The organism is Azotobacter beijerinckii (assembly GCF_900110885.1).
GTDB lineage: Bacteria > Pseudomonadota > Gammaproteobacteria > Pseudomonadales > Pseudomonadaceae > Azotobacter > Azotobacter beijerinckii.
On record NZ_FOFJ01000042.1, the window covers coordinates 1 to 20,941 of the forward strand.

General features: G+C 61.1%; 21 protein-coding genes and 2 pseudogenes. 14 read left to right on the forward strand and 9 right to left on the reverse strand.

Going from position 1 to position 20,941, the window contains the following annotated elements; genetic code table 11:
- Nucleotides 1-231, reverse strand: a 231-nt coding sequence (gene tnpB / locus BMY22_RS16850; protein ID WP_244158898.1) for an IS66 family insertion sequence element accessory protein TnpB, incomplete at its 3' end; no start/stop codon positions are given.
- 249 nt (nt 232-480) lie between these two features.
- Here tnpB and BMY22_RS16855 point away from each other — a divergent pair.
- On the forward strand, nt 481-1,122 hold the full coding sequence (locus BMY22_RS16855) for a nucleotide-binding protein (protein ID WP_089170233.1): 642 nt from the start codon (nt 481-483) through the stop codon (nt 1,120-1,122).
- Entirely contained in the window at nt 1,119-1,430 is a 312-nt protein-coding gene (locus BMY22_RS16860; protein WP_175559803.1) for a ribbon-helix-helix domain-containing protein, read from the forward strand. Before BMY22_RS16855 ends, BMY22_RS16860 begins: the two co-directional genes overlap by 4 nt.
- A gap of 69 nt (nt 1,431-1,499) precedes the next feature.
- Here the strand turns inward: BMY22_RS16860 and BMY22_RS16865 are convergent, their stop codons facing one another.
- Nucleotides 1,500-2,417, reverse strand: coding sequence for a replication initiation protein (locus BMY22_RS16865; protein WP_208599318.1), 918 nt, complete (start codon nt 2,415-2,417; stop codon nt 1,500-1,502).
- A gap of 520 nt (nt 2,418-2,937) precedes the next feature.
- On the opposite strand from BMY22_RS16865, the gene mobH reads away from it, so the two are divergent.
- On the forward strand, nt 2,938-5,355 hold the full coding sequence (gene mobH / locus BMY22_RS16870) for a MobH family relaxase (protein ID WP_167363755.1): 2,418 nt from the start codon (nt 2,938-2,940) through the stop codon (nt 5,353-5,355).
- A 2,461-nt stretch (nt 5,356-7,816) separates the two neighbouring features.
- Here the strand turns inward: mobH and mobI are convergent.
- The gene (mobI, locus tag BMY22_RS24965; protein ID WP_090624008.1) at nt 7,817-8,287 is read right to left on the reverse strand and encodes a conjugative transfer protein MobI(A/C); all 471 of its coding nucleotides are present in this window, start codon (nt 8,285-8,287) and stop codon (nt 7,817-7,819) included.
- Between the two features lie 1,732 nt (nt 8,288-10,019).
- Nucleotides 10,020-10,376, reverse strand: a complete 357-nt coding sequence (locus tag BMY22_RS23890) for a hypothetical protein (RefSeq protein WP_143068522.1) — start codon at nt 10,374-10,376, stop codon at nt 10,020-10,022.
- Nucleotides 10,377-10,614: 238 nt separating this feature from the next.
- Here BMY22_RS23890 and BMY22_RS16880 point away from each other — a divergent pair, with 238 nt between their 5' ends.
- From BMY22_RS16880 to BMY22_RS16905, 6 genes are all read left to right on the forward strand, one after another.
- Complete coding sequence (locus BMY22_RS16880) at nt 10,615-10,950, forward strand: hypothetical protein (protein ID WP_090624009.1); 336 nt, start codon at nt 10,615-10,617, stop codon at nt 10,948-10,950.
- Nucleotides 10,951-11,181: 231 nt separating this feature from the next.
- Nucleotides 11,182-11,421 carry a hypothetical protein gene (locus tag BMY22_RS16885; RefSeq protein ID WP_090624039.1) on the forward strand — a complete coding sequence of 80 codons (240 nt, stop codon included), beginning with the start codon at nt 11,182-11,184 and terminating at the stop codon, nt 11,419-11,421.
- Between the two features lie 49 nt (nt 11,422-11,470).
- Nucleotides 11,471-11,767, forward strand: coding sequence for an HU family DNA-binding protein (locus BMY22_RS16890; protein ID WP_090624011.1), 297 nt, complete (start codon nt 11,471-11,473; stop codon nt 11,765-11,767).
- 343 nt (nt 11,768-12,110) lie between these two features.
- Complete coding sequence (locus BMY22_RS16895) at nt 12,111-13,340, forward strand: ATP-binding protein (protein ID WP_090624013.1); 1,230 nt, start codon at nt 12,111-12,113, stop codon at nt 13,338-13,340.
- A gap of 187 nt (nt 13,341-13,527) precedes the next feature.
- A complete protein-coding gene (relB, locus tag BMY22_RS16900) occupies nt 13,528-13,755 on the forward strand; it encodes a type II toxin-antitoxin system RelB family antitoxin (protein WP_090624014.1) in 228 nt (75 codons plus the stop codon).
- Nucleotides 13,739-14,005 carry a type II toxin-antitoxin system RelE family toxin gene (locus BMY22_RS16905; RefSeq protein WP_090624016.1) on the forward strand — a complete coding sequence of 89 codons (267 nt, stop codon included), beginning with the start codon at nt 13,739-13,741 and terminating at the stop codon, nt 14,003-14,005. The genes relB and BMY22_RS16905 overlap by 17 nt, the downstream gene beginning before the upstream one ends.
- Before the next feature lie 309 nt (nt 14,006-14,314).
- Here the strand turns inward: BMY22_RS16905 and BMY22_RS16910 are convergent, their stop codons facing one another.
- Together BMY22_RS16910 and BMY22_RS16915 are read right to left on the reverse strand one after the other, a co-directional pair.
- Nucleotides 14,315-14,887, reverse strand: a complete 573-nt coding sequence (locus BMY22_RS16910) for a PIN domain-containing protein (RefSeq protein WP_090624017.1) — start codon at nt 14,885-14,887, stop codon at nt 14,315-14,317.
- A complete protein-coding gene (locus BMY22_RS16915) occupies nt 14,884-15,342 on the reverse strand; it encodes a helix-turn-helix domain-containing protein (protein ID WP_090624018.1) in 459 nt (152 codons plus the stop codon). The genes BMY22_RS16910 and BMY22_RS16915 overlap by 4 nt, the downstream gene beginning before the upstream one ends.
- Nucleotides 15,343-15,538: 196 nt before the next feature.
- Between BMY22_RS16915 and BMY22_RS16920 the strand changes: the two are divergent.
- A pseudogene (locus BMY22_RS16920) lies at nt 15,539-15,812 on the forward strand (type II toxin-antitoxin system MqsR family toxin).
- Between the two features lie 2 nt (nt 15,813-15,814).
- Nucleotides 15,815-16,216: a type II toxin-antitoxin system MqsA family antitoxin gene (locus BMY22_RS16925; protein ID WP_090624020.1), complete on the forward strand. Its 402-nt coding sequence runs from the start codon at nt 15,815-15,817 to the stop codon at nt 16,214-16,216.
- Between the two features lie 65 nt (nt 16,217-16,281).
- On the opposite strand, the pseudogene BMY22_RS16930 reads toward BMY22_RS16925, so the two are convergent.
- The 3 genes and pseudogenes from BMY22_RS16930 to BMY22_RS16940 all read right to left on the reverse strand — a co-directional run.
- Nucleotides 16,282-16,521, reverse strand: a pseudogene (locus BMY22_RS16930) (tyrosine-type recombinase/integrase); the annotation flags it as partial.
- 409 nt (nt 16,522-16,930) lie between these two features.
- Entirely contained in the window at nt 16,931-17,212 is a 282-nt protein-coding gene (locus tag BMY22_RS16935) for a helix-turn-helix domain-containing protein (RefSeq protein ID WP_090624021.1), read from the reverse strand.
- Nucleotides 17,213-17,391: 179 nt separating this feature from the next.
- Nucleotides 17,392-17,559 (reverse strand): YhfG family protein, encoded by a 168-nt coding sequence (locus BMY22_RS16940; RefSeq protein WP_090624023.1) that lies wholly within the window; start codon nt 17,557-17,559, stop codon nt 17,392-17,394.
- Nucleotides 17,560-17,754: 195 nt separating this feature from the next.
- Here BMY22_RS16940 and rhuM point away from each other — a divergent pair, with 195 nt between their 5' ends.
- Genes rhuM through BMY22_RS16955 form a run of 3 tightly spaced genes read left to right on the forward strand, consistent with a single transcriptional unit; the run spans nt 17,755 to nt 20,916 of the window.
- The gene (rhuM, locus tag BMY22_RS16945) at nt 17,755-18,003 is read left to right on the forward strand and encodes a RhuM family protein (protein WP_279626370.1); all 249 of its coding nucleotides are present in this window, start codon (nt 17,755-17,757) and stop codon (nt 18,001-18,003) included.
- 5 nt (nt 18,004-18,008) lie between these two features.
- Nucleotides 18,009-18,554, forward strand: a complete 546-nt coding sequence (locus BMY22_RS16950; RefSeq protein ID WP_090624024.1) for a hypothetical protein — start codon at nt 18,009-18,011, stop codon at nt 18,552-18,554.
- Nucleotides 18,547-20,916, forward strand: coding sequence for a TOTE conflict system archaeo-eukaryotic primase domain-containing protein (locus BMY22_RS16955; protein WP_090624026.1), 2,370 nt, complete (start codon nt 18,547-18,549; stop codon nt 20,914-20,916). The genes BMY22_RS16950 and BMY22_RS16955 overlap by 8 nt, the downstream gene beginning before the upstream one ends.
- Nucleotides 20,917-20,941: the final 25 nt, after the last annotated feature.

A 20,941-nucleotide genomic window follows, 5' to 3' on the forward strand; every position in this document is an offset into this window, starting at 1 on the left:
GAACCGCTCGGCCTCCAGGCGCTTGAGCCACAGACAGAAGCCGTTGCGATGCCAGTACAGAATTTTCACTTGGTTGCGTGTGCGATTGAGGAAGACGAACAACACAGGGTCGAACACCGCGACCTTGATATCCAACTCGACCAGGGCTGCCAGGCCATTGATGGATTTACGGAAATCGACCGGCTTGGGGTAGAGGTAAACAGCTTTGACGTTGGGGGCGGGACGCATCATGCGGGGCAAGTTCCAGAAGGAATCGGGAGCTCAGCATCAGATCTCAGGGCGCGGTTTCGAAGGTAGGGTTTATGGAGCGGTTACGTAGCCGCTGATTTAGCCCTATGTCTATCCGGTAGCCGGGGGCCGCTTGCTTGCGCAAGTTATGACCATTACGTAATTTGCGGCGCTTGCTTCACTGATTGCACTTACATAAGTATCATCAGTTACATCACTAGTTTCAGCTGCATAACTTACGGAGCTTCAGTAATGATTCTTGTCTTGGGTGGGGAGAAAGGTGGTAGCGGCAAGAGCTGCCTGGCGCAGAACCTAGCGGTCTGGCTGCAGCGTCAAGGGCATGACGTGCTTCTGGTGGATGCGGACCCCCAAGGCACATCGTTGGATTGGGCGCGGGAGCGCGAACAGAACCCAGACTTGCCGGACCTTCGGATCGAGACCGCCCAAGGTGATATCCGCAAGACTCTGCTGGATCGAATCAAGCGCTACGAGAAGATTGTGGTGGATGCCGGCGGGGCCGACTCGGTGGCCTTGCGCTCGGCCTTGACCGTGGCCACTCATGCCCTGTTTCCCTTCCGGCCCAAGCGTCGGGACCTCAAAACCCTAGCGCATGCCGAAGAGATGATCACGCTGGCCCGGTCGGTGAACCCGGGGCTAATTGCCCGCTCAGTGATTACCCAGGCCCCTTCCCTGCCCAGCCAAGTGAAACGCATCCTGGATTCCAAGGACGCCTGTACCAGCTACGGGTTCGAGCCGCTGCAGTCGTTCACGACTGCCAGGAATGTGTATGACGATGCCGATGAGGCCGGCTCGTCGGTTCTGGAAGCAGGTACAGATGCCAAGGCGGTCGAAGAGATCGAACAGATCGCTGCCGAACTGTGGGGGACTGAATGATGGGGGTCGGTAATCTCAAAAAGCCAATCAACCCAGCGGCCACGTCGCCCGCCGCAGATGACTTTATTAATGGAGCGAAGGTGGATGGCAAAAAGCCAATGCAGGTGGCGTCGGCCCGTGAGCGGACCTACAAACGCATTACCTTCAGCCTGTCAGATGAGTTGGACCGGGAAATCGAGCGCTTGAGCTTGATCCCCCGTGACTTCCGGGCCAGTCGCTCGGACGTGATCCGAGCAGCCGTGGCTCTGCTGGCCGCGCAGGATGAGGCAGAAATTGCACAACTTATGAAAGAGGCACAACAAAAGTAAGTTACGTCAGTTATTGTGATTACGTAAGTTACATGGCTTGCATAAATTATGTTGATTACGTAATCAGCTTCAACAAAGAACAGCATGCAGGCGGCGCAGGGCGCCTTCGCGGGATTCGCCAGGGTATGCCAGGCGACTTAGCTCGGCCTCAGTAAGGAGACGCGGTTGCTCCAAGTCGAGCACTTGCTTTGGTGTGCCCTTAGCTTTTGCCTTGGTCCCAGGCTTGGTCTTGGCTGTTGTTGAGGCGGCTGCTTTAACCGTGAATGTGAAGATGAAGTGAGTGACGGTCCGGCCGTTCTTGCGCTGTGTCCAACTGACCTGAAGAGGGCTGTGCTCGTTCACTTGCTTGACTGCGGGATCGATGACCCATTTCTTCAGATCGGCAAGCAAGGGGTAGCGGTCTTCGAGCTGGAAAGCCCGGCGCAGCCACGCTACCTCAATCTCGCGCTGGCCGGCGCCACGCCATTGCACCAGCAGCTCGTACAGACGGATACCGTGGGCGGAGGTCATCTTGGCTACATCGGTGATCGGGTAGATGGTATAGCGCTCAGATAGGTCGGCCAGATACGGAAGGATGTCGGCGGCAAAGCGCAACCGTACCAGCCCCTCGGTCGGCACATAATCGACCATCTGGACCCAGCGAAAGCGACGCACCGAGGCGCGTTCTCCCTTGGGGCCATAGAGTACCGAGACATACCGTTCAAACAGCGTCTGCGCTGAAGCGGCCAGCTCCTGATAGGCGCCTTGTCGGGTGATGCCGGCATATTCCGCGATTTCTATAGCTCGGATTGTATAGATGATCTGGTCACTGATTGGCTGATCACGTCGAACCTGGGCAATGCAAGCCAGAATGATCCGATGCTCCCCAAGAGTGAGTTTGTACCCGGCTTCGACTAAGGCGTTTGACTTGCAAATGCGCCATTCGTCCATGGGGCGTGCTTTGGAAGGCTGTGCGGAATCAGGATTGGTGGCTGCCTTGTGAGGCATGTGTGGCTCCTTGGATGCTCCTCTGGCACAGAGCCTACTCATATATGGAGGCCGAGTTCAACTCTCCACATATGGGTAAATTTCTCTCCACATATTGGTAAGTTTTTCTCCGCATATGGGTAAATTTCTCTCCACATATTGGTAAATTTCTCTCCACATATTCTGGCTGAAAGCCACGGATTACGCGGGTTCTAGAGGTCTTAAAAGGAAAAAGGATTAAAAGGAAAAAGAAGAGCTTTCTTTAAAACTTTGGAAAAGCCGAAGAGCTCATGAGGTCGAAGGCGGTAAGATTTTCTCCACATATTTGAACGATCGTCCCGCTATGAGCGGTAAGTTTTTCTCCACATATCGGCCTACACCTCAGGGACTTCCTCCCATTCGTCGCCCCTGAACAGCCGTCCCACCTGCAGCTTTTTGCTTTTCGTGCTTCCTTTCGAGCCAAAAAGTGGCGCGAAATGGCCGCATAGGCGCGATTTGATTTCCGATCATGGGGGCTCGACCCACTGCTACGAGAGTCCTCATGTTCCCGTCCTTCCTCAAACGCTGGTTGTTCGGCGACAACTACGCCTCGCTCTTCGCCGAGGCGCCCCATCCGGCCGAGCGGCTGATTCCCCCAGAGCTTCGCCCCTACCTGGAAAACCATAACTGGCGGAACCTGCGCTATCCCCCCTATCAGGAAGGCTATCCCGGCAAGGTGACGGGCGAGTGGTTAATGCGCCACTACCAGCGCAAGCTGATCGACCGCATCGCAGGCTCCATCGGCCTGCCGAAGGACGAGTACCAGCGCTACGTCGAACCGATCCTGATCAACTTCGCGGAGCTGGCGCACCTGCTGCCGGCCTCGGAGAACCATCACCACGCCGGTCCCGGCGGGCTGCTGCGGCACAGCCTCGAAGTCGCCAACCTCACCCTGGATGGGTGCCTGACCACCGCCTTCGACACCGCCGAGACGCCGGCCCGGCGCAGCACTCGCCGGTGGCGCTGGAATGTGGCGGGCGTCGCGGCGGCCCTGCTGCACGATGCCGGCAAGGCCATCACCGACCTGCGCGCCACCGACTTCGAGGGCAAGCTCGAGTGGAACCCCGGACGGGAAACCCTCCACCAGTGGGCGATGCATCACCAGCTCGATCGCTACTTCCTGCACTGGAATGCCCAGCGCCACGAAAAGCACATCCAGGTCTCGGTCGCCCTGGCACATAAACTCATCCCCGATGAGACTGTCGCCTGGCTTATGGAAGGCGGGCGGGACATCTACGGGGCCCTGTTCGATGCGATTGCGGGCAACGCGAACCCCGCGCCCCTGACCGAATGGGTGCGCCGGTCGGATGCGGCCTCGGTCAGGCGCGACCTGCTCAAGGGGCCGAGCCATGCCCGAGGCGGGGATACCGGCGTGCCGGTCATTCGCCTGGTCAGCGACGCCATGCTGCGCCTGCTCGGCCAGGGACGCTGGACGGTCAACGCGCCGGGCAGCCGGGTATGGGTGGCCACCGATGGCGTCTATATCGCCTGGCACAGCGCCGCCGAGGAGATCGTCCGCCTGCTGGTGAAGGACGGGATCGTGGCCATCCCGCGCTCGCCGGAAATGCTTCTGGCCATCCTGGCGGATCATGGCCTGGCCCAGCACCGGGACGATGGCGAGCTCTACTGGCTCGTCACCCCGCACGTCCTGTGCAGGAACGGCAAGGGGCCGGTTCTGCGCTGCTTGAAGCTCAGCTCCCCGGAGGTGCTGTTTCCGCATGTGCCGGTCCCACCGCCGACCTCCATCCGCCTCGGCAAGGAAGGCGAGCAGGTCGAGCGGATCGCGCCCAACGAAAAAGGCCTTCTCGATCGCCAGACGCCGGTTTCCGCGCCGACCGCGGTTGCCGTCGGGCGGCCCGTGCTCGAGGCGGGGGAGGCCACGCCGAGCCGGCCCAACGCCGAGCCCGCTCCGGAACCAACACGAAGCGTCATTTCGACGCCCAGCCTGCCGGCCGAGCCCCGTATCCCTTCGACACCGGACCCTGCTGCCGTCAAGGCACAGCCCAAGCCTGCCGCCCTCGAATGGGCCAACCAGAACGCCCAGCCAGGAGAGAACGATCCGGATACGGCCCCGGAACGGAGGCAGCCGGCAACGAGCCCGCCTGTGCCCGTTGCCGAACCGCTGCCCATGGCCCACGCCCCCGCGGACTCCGCGTCCGAGCCGCAACCAGCGGAATTTCCCAGGAAAAACGCCCGTGGCCAGATCTCGCTGGCCGAGCTGCTGGGGGAACCGAGCCCCCCGCCACTCCCCCAAAACCTGCCCCAGCCGCATCCGGAGCCCCACAGGCCGCGGCTCAAGCTCCAGGGGCACGCCGCTGGGCGGGTGACACCCAGCCAGGAGGCCCGGCTGACGCCGGCGGAAATCGCTTTGCTCAACGCCCAGCCGGTGTTGGCCGGCAAGTTCGTCGCCTGCCTCGATCGGGTGGAAGAACTGCGCCCGGTCGCCGACCGGGTCTTCGTGCCCTTGTACAAGACGCCCTTCGACGACGGCGACCTCCAGCTCTTGTTCGACAGCGACTGGCTCTGGCGGGACTTCACGCAAGAGGGAGCGCCGCTCACCCGACGGGTCAACCGCCGCCGGGGGTTCCTGCTGACGATTCCGCTGAGCGCGCTGTTCTGTCAGCTGGGAGAGCTCGACTGGGGGATTCCCGACATCGGCTCTCTTCCAGAGGCCAAAATCGCCCGCTACCACGGCTACCTGGCCGCGGTCCTGGAGAAGGCGCGGCCCGAAACGCTGGGGGACGTCGACACCCTGGCCATCAGCGAGAGTCAGGTCGAGGCACTGGCCCGGCAACTGAAAGCCTCCCCGGAAGACGTCGAAGCCGCCGTGCTGAGCCTGCGCGATGCCGTCAGGATCCCGGTTCGTAAAACGCTCTATATCCGCGCCCGGCCCGAGGAGGTGGCCTCCCGGCCGGGTTGAGGTCGCCGCCCTGGCTCCGTGGCGACGAAGGCCCGCCTTGCCGGGAAAGGGCTGGCCTGCCTCCGATCCAGCGGTAGTGCTTCCACTGGCCGAACAGGCACTCGACCCCGCGACGCGCCGGGTCGAGAGGCCTGGCGCAGGGGTCTTGCTCGATGCGGTAGATGCCTGGACGGCATCCGCCCTCGAGCGCTGCTGCGCAGTATCCAGTGCACCGCGCCGACGCAGCGGCGACCGCCGAGGGACCGAATACCCGGGGGAATCCCAGCACCCAGCGCGGTCAGGGGCGAGAGGAGGGGACAAACGTCGAGGCCCGGTAGCGCCACGCGGATGAGCTCCGCCTGGCATCGGCGCTATGATCGCTATACCTAGCTAGGAAACCGTGCGAGACGCCACGCAACGGATGAGGGAAAGACCGCCCCGGTACGCGAGAAGCGGAAGCCGTGGTCGGATGGAGCCCAACAGCGACACAGGACGGAAGGGGGTAGGGCGATGAAAGGGGTCTATGCGGTGACGGGCGTCCTCCTGGTGCTCGGCAGGGTGGCCGTCGTGGGTTACCAGATCACCCAAGCGCTCGACAAGCGGTACGGTACCGACCAGGAGTAAGCGGCACCCTGTCCCGGAAGGGCTTCGCCAGCGGCGCTTGCGCGCCCTGCTTGAGGCCAGGAACATTCAGGCAACGGAATGGCCGGCCAGTGCCTTGCATGGCATACACGCGCCAAGGCCCCTAGGAAGCTGCAGAGCGCGCTGTTCGCCACCAGGTATGGCAACCCCCGTAGGGTTATCGGGAAAACGCGTCTGTGGCCCGCTGAGAGGCCCTCCGCCCAGGGTGACGGTCCGTTGGACTGCCAGATCCTGGCTGCCCCCTGGGTAGCCGCCCCGCGCGGCCACGCAGCAGGGCTCTGACAGAAAACGTTATTTCCATTTCCCACTGCCCGACCTCGGGCAGAAATCGCTCCCCGTACATCGACTACCGACCGAGACGCTCTTTTCTGATCATTCTGATCAACTTCCCCATGCCCCGATTGGCAACGAGTTTCCGCTTCGAAAAACGATTCGAACGCCAGTTGATTCAACTATCAGGTCACTTGTCCTTGCCGACTCTGTCGCTCGCACCTTATCCGGCGTAATAAACACCACCGTAGCTATTCGGTCGCCTTGTCGATCAGTACCCGCAGACAACAGGTCAGCCTGCTCGCGATATCGATTCGCCCAGCTCTTGAACGACAGGAGCCACACGGCCAATAGCACGGCACTTCCGGGAAATTTATTCTCCTGGGCGTGATAAGGCATTTTCCAAACGCTCAGCATTTATTTCCCCGCTGGAAAGAGAGTTGCCTGCGTCTTGAATAACACATTACCCAGCCAATATTTTTTTGGTGAATCCGGCGCCTGTTTCCGTTGAGGAGAACAACCGCTCTGTCATTTCAGACGTGCGCTGACTCCCGCACAAAAGATTCCCTGCAGCTTCACCTTGTTCACCTTGAATCACTTCATGTCCCTGCGTGGAAACTTCATAACGGCCCTATGCTGTTTCTTCGGAAAGTAGGGGACCCGATTCTGCCAGAGGCACTTTTCAAGACTCTGGATGCGCGCGCTTCTTTCATGCATTCAAGCCGGTTATAGCCGTTGCAGGTGGGCCATGCCGCTGCGGCTCGGCTCTGCAAGGAGCCCAATAGTGCCGGCGATAGCGGAGGCCCTTCGCTTCGCTGGACCCAACCGCCGTACGCGATCGTCTGCCCGGGCTACCGCCATTCATCCCAAATGGCCCGGCGGATTTTCTCCCGTCGACTCCGGCCCGTTCAGGTCGGCCACAATCCTGCTGCCAGTCACTGTTCTGCCCCTGGGGGGATACCCCTCGGACTGACCCGATCCCGCGCAACCCTCGCGCTTCGCGACACAGTGGTCTGTCGACCCGCTTCGCGACATAAAATCAGTCGAAATAGCTGACTGGACAATAACTATCTATTTCAGTCTGCCAGCTTACTGACATAACAAACTCAGTATTTCAGCAGATTCTCCCTGACGCTCTCTAAATGTGCTGAAAGCCGCGCCAGGACTGGCTTTCAGCACATTTTCGTTGCCCGAGCCGGTCTGAAGCCTGACAATTTGCTGAAAGACCCTCCGAAAATCTCCTGAAAGATACCCAGAAATGTGCTGAAAGCCGTGTCAGCTCTGGACTCAACACATTTTTCGATGCCCTTGGCCAGCCCCCAATCGGTCCTTGACCGGAAAATGTGCTGAAAGGCGCCTCAAAATCTTCTGAAAGCCACCCACAAATGTGCTGAAAGCCGCGTCAGCTCTGGGCTCAGCACATTTTTCAATGCCCTTGGCCCGCCCCCAATCGGCCCTTGACCGGAAAATGTGCTGAAAGGCTCCTCGAAATGTTCTGAAAGCGCTCCCCAAATGTGCTGAAAACCGCATCAGGACTGGGCTCAGCCTTTTTTAGAGGTATACGTAGCGCTCAGGCCAGCACGTTCGAGAATGGGGCCTCGAGGGCCTGGATTTTCTGGTAGCGCCCCTCCCACGCCAAGGTGGTCTTGCGCAGGGCTCGGTTCTCCGCAGCCAGCTGACGCAGCTCCGCCAGTCGGGCTTCGTAGTTCCTCACCCGCAGCAGGAGCGTGCCTTTCACGAAGCTGAACGCCCCGGCTGGGTATTTGTGGCGTGGCCCTTTCGGGATCTTCCGCGCCACGGCATTCCCTTTTCCGTCCTCCCGGACATAGTGCACCCGAACCCAGTAGAAGCCCCAGGCGTTGGGGCTGATCTGCTGAACCCAGATCAGAATCGGCACATGGGTTTTCCCTTCCTCGCCAAGGAACTGCTGGGCCTGCTCGAAATACTGCTCGGCCAGGCGCTTGGCCCGCTCCACGATCTCCAGGTAGGCCGCGTCGAGGAATTCAACGGATAGCTCGGTCATTCGCTCGGTATCGATCATGGGTCATCTCCCCCTATGGCTGGGAGGTATTTTCGGCAAGCCCAACGGCTTTGTGCGGCCCTTTCAAGCCAGAAAATGGCCTGAAAGGGCCGCACAAACCCTTTTCGGATCAGGATCATCGTCGGTGCGCTGTCATCCAAGGACCCTTTGGCAACTGTCCTGTGCAGGGATGGCACTCCGGAGTACGACTGGGGATGAGCTGACACCCGTTTATCGTCATGAGCCGTGTCATTGGGGCGACCGTCTGGTGTGCAGACAGTGCCGCAGGAGCGAACCAGGAGAACCACTCTGGGGAAAAAGTCGGGCTGGATATGGGCCATAGCAACGTGATCGCCGTCTACAGCGGCAATTCCGGCAACCAGGAGTCCATCGTGAGGCCGGCGCGCGCCTGCCCGGGCGACAGCCCCATTGTGCACAGCCCGGCGAATTTTCTCCGTCGACGCCGGCCCGTTCCGCCCGGCCACACTCCCGCGGCCTGTCACGGGGCTGTCCCTGGGCAGAGGCCTGTCCGCCCCGCTGCGCGACACACAATCAGTCGAAACAGCTGACTGGACTATAACTATTTATTTCAGTCTGCTAGCTCACTGACATAGAGGAAATCGACGTTTTTCAGCAGATTTCCAACAGTGACCCAAAATGTGCTGAAAGCCCCGTCGTTGCTGGGCTCAGCCTTTTTTGGGGCGGGCGGCGAGGCGTGAATCCGCGGAAAGGCTGAGCGAAAGACTGAGCGAAAGGCTGACTAAAAGGCTGAAAGCCCCGGCAGGACTGGCTTTCAGCACATTTTCAGTGGTCGTCAGCAGTCTCGGATCCTCCTGCCGCCGGCTAATCAGTGAAAGCGGCTCGAGCAATCCGTGAAAGCCCCTCTCGAATCTGCTGAAAGCCCCGTCAGCACTGGGCTCAGCCTTTTTCAGGAGGGCTGCAAAGACTGAAATCGGAAAGTCTTCTGAACGCTGCCGGCAAATCTCCTGAAAACCTCGTCGGGCAGGAACACAGCCCCTCCCGTCGTCATCGGCGGGCCGTTCGCTGTCGCTCCGACACCGGCCCGGCCCGATTGAATGGGCGGGGCTCCCGCTTGCTCGGCCGTCGTCGTCATTCGACGACCGTTTGGCGATCGTCCGTCGCTCGCCAATCCGCCCCACGCAAGGTCGTGCTCGGTCCGTCGTCATTTGACGGCCGTCCGGTGTGCGTTCGGGGCGTTTGCCGACGTTCGACTTTCGCTTGCTCGGTGATCGTCGTCATTCGACGACCGTTTGGCGATCGTCCGTTGCTCTCCAATCCGCCCCACGCAGGGCCGTGCTCGGTCCGTCGTCATTCGGCCGCCGTCCGGTGTGTATGCGTGGGGCGTTCGCCGAACACGGCCTGCGGCTTTTCCCCCGGGAGACCCGGTTTGGATCGGCCTGCCCAACCAGAAGGGCGTTGGCCCGTGCACGGCAAGGCCATCGCGCCTGACCTTCGAGGCGGCGTCGCGTGTTTCGCCGATGGCATCCTGGAAAAAGAGAAGCCCCGTCTGAGAGGATTCTCTCCATTGGAAAGTCCGGGGGCTTCAAACCGAAGGCCGGAATTCCAACAGATAATTTTCCTGGCATGCCGGGCTCGAGAAGGCCGTTCCTGCTGGGCTCGTCAAACGAGGGGAAATATATTTCCCCGGTGATCGTTGTCCGGCCTGATAATTAAATGGTGGGTCGTCATGCGGGCCAGGTGGGTAAGCCTGGGAAACCTTGATTGAACCCCCTCAGTTCACAAACCAGCGTCCGAAGCGATACACGGCATAAACCGACAGAATATTTCCTGCGAGCAGGACTTCCGAACTGTCCAGCCAGACGGAAAGTTTGAGCACGCTGCCGAACAGCAACGCGAACAGGATCAGCGTCAACGGTATGCTCAGCAGTTTCATGAAGAGACTGCCGCGCAGCGGACTGGGCTCCTCCAGCTCGTCCCAGTATTCGGACAGACAGAATGGGCAGCAATTGGAGATGGGTTTTCCGCCGCCGATTCTCCATCCATTAACGCCTGGGAAACTACGGCTGTAAATGACGCGTGGCACTATCCAGCGATTACAACGCCTGCACAACACAGAACTGCCTGCCATCTCTTTTCTCCTGATGGGTCTTTTGGCGAAGTGGACGTCCCACTCCCCATCGAGGCTCTCATCCCTGGGGCAAAACCCAAGTCGGGGTCTTGGCACTGTGCACATGTCCGCTGCCGACGCCGGCTTCAGCCCTTGAATTGTCCTTTGAAGATTCGGCGCAGAAACCTGTGCCGGCGGACTTGGGTTTTCGGGTAGCGGTGTTACCCAGGAGATGCATCTCAACCCAAGGAGGCTGTTCATGAACCCATTACCCCTGCGCGCCGAGGCGATCGGCCTGATCCTGTTCGCGTTTCTCCCTCTGGTCATGCTGCTGGTGGGCGGATACGCCGTCTGGGAGTGGTGGTACCTCGACCGCTTGCCGGCTGGAGAGGCCGCCGCCTATGGCACGGCCGAACGCCTGACGCCCGGTGTGCTGGCCGTCGTGGTGTTTTTCCTGTGGATGGGAGGGCTCCTGGTGTCCGTCGGCTGGACCCTGGCCTTGCGGGTCATCGCCCGGTACCGCTGGCCGTTTGGCGCTTCGTTCGCCCTGCTGCTCGGTATTCTGTGGGTGACCCGCCAGACGCTGGCCCTGTGAGGACAAAGGGGGCCGCCCCGATGAGGCGGTCCCCTTCGCCCGCCCATCGACCCTGGCCGGCCACAGGCGAGTTTCTCCCTGGAGGGGAAAGGGCTTGGCGAAAGCGAATCGACCCAGTCTGTCTAGACTGCACCTTGGCACCCGGAAGCGACCTCCGGGATAATGCGTTGCTTCAAGGAATGCCGTAACGGATACGCCCGCTTGGATACGAAACAGCTTCTCGAAGCCGAAATGCGCGAGGCCCTGGGACTGGCGCCCGCAAAACCCGCCCCCAAACGATCCGGACAGCGTCCGTCCTATATCCAGGTGGAGCTGAGTGTTCGCAAGGGCAGTGGCGGTCCCGCCTTTCGCTTCGAGCACCGGTCCCGTTCGCTCAGCACGCTGGATGCCCAGCTCGAGGCCGAAAAGCTCGTGCGCCAGAAGGGCTGGGAAGTCTGGGCCGTGCTGGACGTACGTCAGGTCTCCGAATAACCCCACGGCCTACTCTTCAGGCCTTCACCTCCCCGCCATGGAACATGCCATGAACAAAGCCGAGCTCATCGACGCCATCTCGACCGCCACCGACCTGCCCAAAGCCACGGCTGCCCGCGCGCTGGACGCCTTCACCGCCAGCGTTACCACGGCCCTGCAGCAGGGGGACGACGTGTCCCTGGTGGGCTTCGGCACCTTCACCGTAAAGGCGCGTGCCGCCCGCGAAGGTCGTAACCCGCAGACCGGGGCCGCGCTCCAGATTGCGGCTGCCAAACTGCCAGGCTTCAAGCCGGGCAAGGGCCTGAAGGATGCCGTGAATCAGGAAGGCTCCGAGACAGCCGTCTGAGGGACCTGCGGCAGGATGCCGGAGTGCGGGAAAACGCAAGGCCGATCAGCACCGAGGCCCGGACGGTAGGCAGACCCCGACCCCGTTGCAGTAGGGCATGTTGTCCAGCGAGCCGCGGCTCGAGGCGAGGATCGTCAGCGCACCTGCGTTGAAAGGCTGCCGAGTGGCCGTCAGGAAAGCACCGCTACTCGCTCGAGCGCTAACCGCGGAGCTTTTCGAGATCCTCTGCTCTGCCACGGGCGGATCCAGAAGGGCGTTGATCCCGCTGCCTAGCCCAAACCGGGCTAGCGATAGCCGCCATTAAATGGTGTAATTTCAACCATTAAGTGGATGAAATTACACCATGTACCTGCGCAGAATCCGTCAATTCCTCCTCGAAGCGCTCGAGGAGGCTCCCGTCGTGCTGCTCAATGGCGCCCGCCAGACCGGCAAGAGCACGCTGATCCAGGATCTTGGCCGGGAGGCCGTGTACTACACCTTTGACGATCCGGCGGTCCTGGCGGCCGTGCAGGCCGATCCTTTCGGCTTCATCAATGCGCTGAAGGGGCCGGTCTGCCTCGATGAAGTGCAACGCGCCCCCGGGGTTTTCCTGGCGATCAAGGCGGCCGTGGACCGTGAGCGCACGCCTGGACGTTTCCTGCTGACGGGGTCGGCCAATGTGCTGCTGCTGCCGCAGATCGCCGACTCCCTGGCCGGGCGCATGGAGGTGCTGAACCTCTGGCCGCTGGCCCAGAGCGAGATCGCCGGCCAGCCGACCCGGCTGATCGAGGGCCTGTTCAGCGGCGAGCTGCCGGATCACTGCCGTTTCGAGCGCAACGACTTCATCCAGCGCCTGAACCGCGGAGGCTATCCGGAGGTGCTGACACGCTCCAGCGAGCGGCGCCGGGAGGCCTGGTTCGAAAGCTATCTGCACACGATCTTGCTGCGCGATGTGCGCGACCTGGCCCAGATCGACGGGCTGACCGAGCTGCCGCGGCTGATGCAGGTCCTGGCCGCCCGCAGTGGCGGACTGCTGAATGCGGCCGAGCTGTCACGCTCGACCGGCATTCCTCAGACCACCCTCAAGCGTTATCTCACCCTGCTGGAGACCCTGTTCCTGGTCCGCCTGGTGCCGGCCTGGTCCTCCAATCTCGGCAAGCGACTTCAGAAGTCGCCCAAGCTGTTTGTCACGGACTATGGCCTGATGGCCCACCTGCAGGGCCTGAGCCAGGCGGGCATAGAGGCAGCGCTGGGACTGCCGGGCGATCTGGTGGAGGCCTTCGTGCATGCCGAGCTGGTTAAGCACCAAGGCTGGTCGGACGTACGCACCCAGCTGATGCACTACCGCACCTCCACTGGTGTCGAGGTGGACTTCGTGCTGGAAAACCGGCGGGGTGAGCTGATCGGTATCGAGGTGAAGGCGGCCGCCACCATTAGCGGCAAGGACTTCAACGGTCTGCGCCACTTGCGCGAAACTACTCCTCAGCAGTTCAGACGCGGGATCGTGCTCTACACCGGCGAGCGGACGGTGCGCTTCGACGAGCAACTGGTGGCGCTTCCCCTGGCGGTGTTTTGGAGCAGTCTCTCACGCTGAAAGCGGTATGGCACTGAGCACCCAACAACGTGACAGTGCCTGTCCGCGAATCTCGACTTCTTCATGCTGTAGAACGCCCTCAACGAGAAAATTCTACTGCTGATCCTTCCGGATGTTCGGGGGGATCACCTCGGTATTTCTGCTTGATATGATACATTGAATACATGCATTCAAAGGAGGCCGCCCCATGCCCACCTCAATCCGACTGGCTCCCGAAATCGAGCAGCGCCTGGATTTCCTGGCCGCCAACACCGGGCGCACCAAAGCGTACTACCTGCGCGAAATCATCGAGCGTGGTCTGGACGAGATGGAGGACTACTACCTCGCCGCCGAAGTGCTGGAGCGTGTCCGCAAGGGGCAGGAGCAGGTGTATTCGTCGGCGGACGTAAGGAAAGACCTTGGCCTGGACGATTGACTACACCCAGACGGCTCTCAACCAGCTACGCAAGCTCGACAAGCCATCCGCCCGGCGCATCCTCGACTTCATGGAGGAGCGGGTCGCCCTGCGTGAAGATCCACGCAGTACCGGGAAGGCGCTCACCGGCCCATTGGGTGGACTGTGGCGCTACCGGGTGGGCGACTTCCGGGTGATTTGCGAGATCCAGGATGGCGCGTTGCGCGTCCTCGTGCTGGAGCTTGGCAATCGGCGCGAGGTCTATCGCTAGGTCTGGCCCGGCTTCTCCCATGCTGTAAGCCATCGCCTACAGCAGCTCAAGCGTTCGCCCAATAGGCGCGGAACGGCTGCCGGCGTAGATTGAATCCCACCAAGACGTCGAAGGAACGACGCAGGCTGACCACGGATGGCGGCCAATGGGACCGTCGCAGGATGCGGCGACTTCATCAGGATGATGAACCCAGGGATGCGGTTGAACGACATGAAACGGCGAGGCTAACCCCTCGCCGTTTTGTTTTGCGTCGAAGTGCTGTGTGTGCTTTGGGTCGGCGTGAAGATCGCGCAGAGCCTCAGCAGGCATTCAGATGAGCAGCTCGAACGCGCGAAGCCGGGAAACGGTTTCCGGCAAGCGTTGCTTCAACAGGCAGTCCAGGTACTCGCGAGAGGAAAAGGGAGGGTTCTTCAGCGATGCCCGGTGACGGCGAACGGCCTCGAGCACGGCGCCGATGTGCAGTTCCATCAGGTCTGTGATGAAGTCGTCCGGATGGATGGCCCGCACCCCGAAGGGAGACAGATCCTGGTCGGGAAAATCCTTGAGATTGAAGGTCACGATCGCTTCGGCGCGCGTCTGCACCGCGGCCGCTACCACATGGCGGTCCTCCGGATCCGGGAGGGTAATGCCAGGGATCAGGCTCTCGAAGCCCGTCACCAGGGCTCCCGGCACATGACGATCCATCAGCTCTCGTACACGCCCGACCGTGTCAGGCGACAAGTCGGGACGATCGGCCAGCAGATTCCGCATCCATTCCTGATGGATGGTTTCCGACCAGCGGGCGCGGAACTGACCGGATAGCGCCAGGTACATCAGCAGGCTGCGCAACGGTGCCGGATACATCACGCAGGCATCGTAGACGACCGTGTAGTTCGAGCTCACTCGTAGCCCAGCCCCAGTGCCTGGTCCAAGGCAGAGAGCTCGGCCAGCGCCGCCAGTCGCTCCTGTTCAAGCCTCTCCTGGTAGAGGCGGAGATCGGCAAATTTTACCTTCCGGCGATTGCCGGCGCGATGGTAGGGGATGGCTCCCTCATCGAGCAGCTTGATCAAGGTGGGGCGAGACACATTCAGCAGGTCGGCCGCTTCCTGGGTGGTCAACTCCGCATGGACGGGAACCAGGCGGACACTGTTGCCCTCACCCAGCTCGGTCAACACATCGACCAGCAGACGCAGGGCGCTGACCGGGATGTTGACGGAACGAATCCCTCCCTTGGGATCGCTGATGGACAGAGTCTGCGTCTCCGCGCGGGTTTCGATAATGGCGGACAGCTCCTGGCTGCACAGTTTGGCCAGAGTGGCCTCTTCGGCGCTGGGCAGTGTTTCTTGCAGGCGGTTCATGGCGGCTCCTCTCTGCTTGCGCATTCAGGATATTCGAAATTTTCGCAATTTTGTTATTTTCGAATTATTCGAAAGATTGCAGAGGCATCCGACGGTTGGTTTCCCTGCTCGGAGAGCCCGCAGAATGCGGACAAAATTGTACGCCAAGGCCATTGGCCAACTTGCCGTATATAACCTATTAGGTTGATGTGCGGTCATGGAGAAAAGAACGCCCCACTGCAAGCTATCCGTCATCAAAGCCTTGATCGAGGTGGGCAAGGTACGCACCACGCACGCTGCGCGAGTGGGCGCGAATGAGTTGGGGCTTGGTGCTGGCCGTAGTGATGGCGCTTTTCTACAAGAGCATGACCACTCACGCCGATCACAGGGTCTGGCAAGACGTGTACCGTCCAAGCACGCAGGCGGGCGACGTGTATCTGAAGCTGACGGTCATCGATGACGTGCTGATCGTGTCCTTCAAGGAGCTATGAACATGAAATGTCCCTCCTGCGGCGCGGCGGAGCTGATCCACGACACCCGCGACCTGCCCTATACCTACAAGGGCGAAACCACCGTCCTGACGGCGGTGACGGGCGATTTCTGCCCGGCTTGCGCCGAGTCTGTCCTGGACGCAGAGGAGTCGGATCGCGTCATGCGCGAAATGCGCGCTTTCTCGAAGCAGGTCAATGCAGCCATTGTCGATCCTGGCTTTATCGCTGCCGTGCGCAAGAAACTCGCGCTCGACCAGCGCGAAGCGGCCGAGATTTTCGGCGGCGGCGTCAATGCGTTCTCGCGCTATGAGACGGGCAAGACCAAGCCGCCCTTGGCGCTGGTAAAGCTGCTCAGGGTGCTTGATCGTCATCCGGAGCTACTGAACGAAGTCAGAACGGCATAAGTCATTTGCCCGGTTCTGGCCGAATGCTCCGATCATGGCCAGTACGCTGCTCTGCTCTGCTCTGTTCAGTACCTGATCTTGAAGGTGGGCGAATCCTCCGCCCGCAGGTGGCGGCGGTCGTAGAGCCGGGGGGTGCTGATGTTGGCATGGCCCAGCCACTGCTGGACCTTGGGGATGTCGGCCTCGTGTTCCAGGGCGTTGGTGGCGGCGGTGGCGCGCAGGCCGTGGACGCCGAGGCCGGCCGCCTTGGCGTAGGCGCCGACCAGGGCATGGATGCCCTCGGCGGAGATCCCGGCGCCGGTCCTGTGCGCTTCGACGAGCAACGGGTGGCGCTTCTCCTGGCGGTGTTCTGGAGCAGTCTCTCACGCTGAAAACGGTACGCTGGCCTGATCAGCTGTCGAACAAATCCAGGGTCAAAGCGGGCATGCAGGGCGCTGGCCCAGCTTCTCCCAGGCTGTAAGCCATCGCCTACAGCAGATCGGGCGTTCGCCCAATAGGCGCGGAACGGCTGCCGGCGTAGATTGAATTCCACCAAGACGCCGAAGGAACGGTGCAGGCTGACCAAGGATGGCGGCCAATGGGACCGTCGCAGGATGCGGCGACTTCATCAGGATGATGAACCCAGGGATGTGGTTGAACGACATGAAACGGCGAGGCTAACCCCTCGCCGTTTTTGTTTGGCGCCGAAGTGCTGTGCTTTGGGGCGCGTTTGAATCAGACGTGAAGATCGCGCAGGGCCTCAGGGGGCTGTGCTGCTATGCGCAGGAGGGTCTGTGCGGCGCCGGTGGGCTTCCGTCGGCCCTGCTCCCAGTCTTGTACGGTGCGTAAGCTGACGCCGAGCAGCTCGGCAAAGGCATTCTGCGACAGACCGACCTTGGCGCGGGCTTCGGCGGCTGGGGTGAGCTTGACTTGGGTGGTCCGCACCGCCTTGCCGGCTTTCATCAGGCGTACGGACTGGAGCAGGTCCACCTGGAATTGCTCAAGCTCTTTATCCATCGGTGATCGCCTCTTTTAGTTGTTTCAGGAAGGCGGTGGACGCCGAGGCCCTCTACGAGGCCTGTTGACAGGCAATGATTGCAATCGACCTGTGCTCGGGTAATCGTTTGTCCCGTGTCCTGGGACGCGGGACTAGATAGGTCGAGTAGAAACGAAAAGTCAAGATATCGGCCTGCTTCTCAGGACTGCTTGCGGTAAGCGCTCAGGATAGCTTCGCGGGTAGGCAGTTCGCGCTGGGATTCAGCCAAGGTGACCTCATAGCCTTCCAGACGCAGGCTGGCGACATAATTAGCACGACGGGTCTTGGCGCAGTAGGCCTTCTTGGCTTGCAGACTGAGGGCGCTCACGGTTCCAACCTTATCTCTTGTTGCAGAGTGTTCATTGTCACGATCAACAGGCCGAAGTGTAATGAGGGGCTTGGCTATCCGTCCAATTGCATGATTCATCATCGTCCAAATTAATGGTTTGCTGCCGTCTATTTTGGTGGTTAATGAGCGTCCAGATGACTGGTAAGGCCGCTTGATCCGCAGCCCTCTTGCCGGGTGGAGGGCAGGCGCAAGATACCGATGACGATGGAAGACTGGGCTAAGCGGCTAGATGCGTTTCTGGAGTTCACCGAACGCGACATCCTGAAGGATGCGGGCAAGGTGTCCGCCGAGATGACCAAGGCTCATGTCGAGAGCGAGTTCGAAAAGTACCGCATCGTGCAGGACCGCCTGTTCGAGAGCGACTTCGACCGGGCGATCAAACAGATTGAGGGTGGGAGCCAAGCCCGCGACGAGGGGGAATAACACCCATGGCCACCAAGAAAACCGCCCCGAGTTGGAGCGACGTTAAAGCCAAACTGGCCGACTTCGACCGCGCCGGACTGATCGGGCTCATACAAGACCTGTACGCCGCCAACAAGGACAACCAGGCGTTCTTGCACGCGCGCTTCGCACTCGGCGGCGATGTACTCAAGCCCTACAAAACAACTATAGCCCGCTGGCTGTGGCCTGATGTATTCAAGAACCAGGACACCTCGGTGGCCAAGGCCAAGAAGGCCATTTCGGACTACAAGAAGGCCATCGGCCCATCAGAGGGCTTGGCGGAGCTGATGGTGTTCTATTGCGAGCAAGCGGCCGGTTTCAGCAGCGACGTGGGCCTGCAGGACGAGGGCTATTTCAATGCGCTGGTGCTGATGTTTGAGCAAGCGCTGACGATCATCGCGACTTTGCCCGATGGGCAGCGACCAGCCCTTTGGAGGCGGCTGGATGAGGTGAGGCGCATCAGCCACGATTTTGGTTATGGCGTCGGCGATGACATGGACGAATTGCTGACCGAGCACGGAGTCGATGGCTGAACAGGAGACGCTCGCAGCCGTGCAGGCCGAGAACGCTCGCCTGATCGCGCTGCTTGAATCACACGGCATCGAGTGGCGCCTTTCGCCGTCCCAGCCTGCTCCAGGGGTAGCAGCGCCGGAGCCGTCCAGGCTGTCCACTACTGAAAAGGTGACCCTGTTCCGGCGACTGTTTCGCGGGCGCATGGATGTGTATCCGGTTCGCTGGGAAGGCAAAACCTCGGGCAAGTCGGGCTATGCGCCAGCCTGCGCCAACGAGTGGCGTGCCGGTGTGTGTGAGAAGCCCCGTATCAAGTGTGGTGACTGCGGCAAGCGACTGCTGATCCCGCTGTCCGACGCGGTGATCTATGACCATCTGGCCGGTGCGCACACGGTCGGCGTCTATCCGCTGCTGGAGGACGACACCTGCTACTTTCTGGCGGTCGATTTCGATGAGGCCGACTGGAGAGATGACGCGCGTGCTTTCATGCAGTCCTGCGAGGAGCTGGGCGTGCCGGCTGCGCTGGAAATTTCCCGCTCCGGGCAAGGCGCGCACGCATGGGTATTCTTCGCCAGCCGCGTTTCTGCCCGCGATTCCCGGCGACTGGGTACGGCCATCATCAGTCACACCTGCACGCGCACCCGGCAACTGAAGCTGGAGTCCTACGACCGGCTGTTCCCCAACCAGGACACTATGCCCAAAGGCGGCTTCGGCAACTTGATCGCACTGCCGCTGCAAAAGTGGCCCAGGGAGAGCGGTTTCAGTGTGTTCGTTGATGCCGATCTGCGCCCGCATCCTGACCAGTGGGCTTTCCTGGCGGCGATCCGGCCGATGCCTGCTCACGACATCGAGCCGACCATCCTGCGTGCCACCGGTGGCGTCCATCCCTTGGATGTCACCTTCATCGACGATGAGGACCTGGCTACGCCGTGGAAACGCGAGAGCGCATCGCCCAAGAAACTATCCGGTGCGATGCCGCCATCGCTCACGGTGACGTTGGCGAACCTGATCTATTTCGAGAAGGCGCAACTCCCCCAAGCGCTGGCCAATCGCCTGATCCGGCTGGCCGCCTTCCAAAACCCCGAGTTCTACAAGGCCCAGGCCATGCGCATGTCGGTGTGGGACAAGCCGCGAGTCATTGGCAATGCTGAAAACTTCCCCCAACACATCGCTCTGCCTCGCGGCTGCCTTGATGCGGCAATGGACTTGCTGCGCGACAACAGCATCGCCTGCGATCTGCATGACGAGCGATTTGGCGGCGAGATCATCGATGTGGTCTTCGCTGGCACCTTGCGCCTTGACCAGGAAACTGCCGTTTCGGCCATGCTGCATCACGACACCGGGGTCCTGTGCGCGCCAACAGCATTCGGCAAGACCGTTACCGCCGCCGCGCTGATCGCTCGCCGGGGCGTGAACACCCTGGTGCTGGTGCACCGCACCGAGTTGTTGAAACAATGGCAAGAGCGCCTGCAAGTCTTTCTCGGCGTAGGCAAGGGCGTGGTCGGCACCATCGGTGGTGGCAAGGCCAAACCCACCGGGAAGATCGATATCGCTGTGATGCAGTCGGTATCCCGGCAGGGCGAGGTCAATCCGCTGGTTGAGCACTACGGGCAGGTGATCGTGGACGAGTGCCATCACGTTGGCGCCGTGTCATTCGATGCCATCCTGAAGCGAACCAAGGCGAGGTTCGTGCTCGGCCTTACGGCAACCCCGATTCGCCGCGATGGTCAACAACCGATCATCTTCATGCAGTGCGGGCCGATCCGGTACACAGCGGCTAAGCCGGCAGGTGCACCCCATGACTTAGAGGTGCTGCCGCGAACACGTTTCTCACGGATCGACTTGCCGCACGAGGCGGGCATCCAGGATGTGTTCCGGCATCTGGCCGATGACCAGGCCAGGACCGAAGCTATTGCCGCCGAAGTCCGTGACGCGTTTCAGCAGGGTCGCAAAGTGCTGGTGCTGACCGAGCGTACCGAACACCTCGACGCTATTCGGATTGCACTGGAAGAACAAATACCGGAGCTGTTTATGCTGCACGGCCGGATGTCCAAGAAACAGCGTGCAGCGCTGATCACGGCACTGGACGCCTTACCGCCCGACGCGCCGCGCGTACTGCTGGCCACGGGCAAACTGGTCGGCGAAGGCTTTGACCATCCGCCCCTCGACACACTGGTGCTGGCGATGCCCGTCTCCTGGAAAGGCACGCTGCAGCAATACGCCGGTCGTCTGCATCGAGAGCACGCCTGCAAGACCGATGTGCGCATCATCGATTTCGTCGATACTGGGCATTCGGCACTGCTGCGGATGTGGGAGAAACGTCAGAGCGGGTACCGGGCGATGGGGTACCGCATGGGGATGGGACCCGACCAGTTGGACAGTTGACCACTTGCCGTCTGGAGTGAGTCCC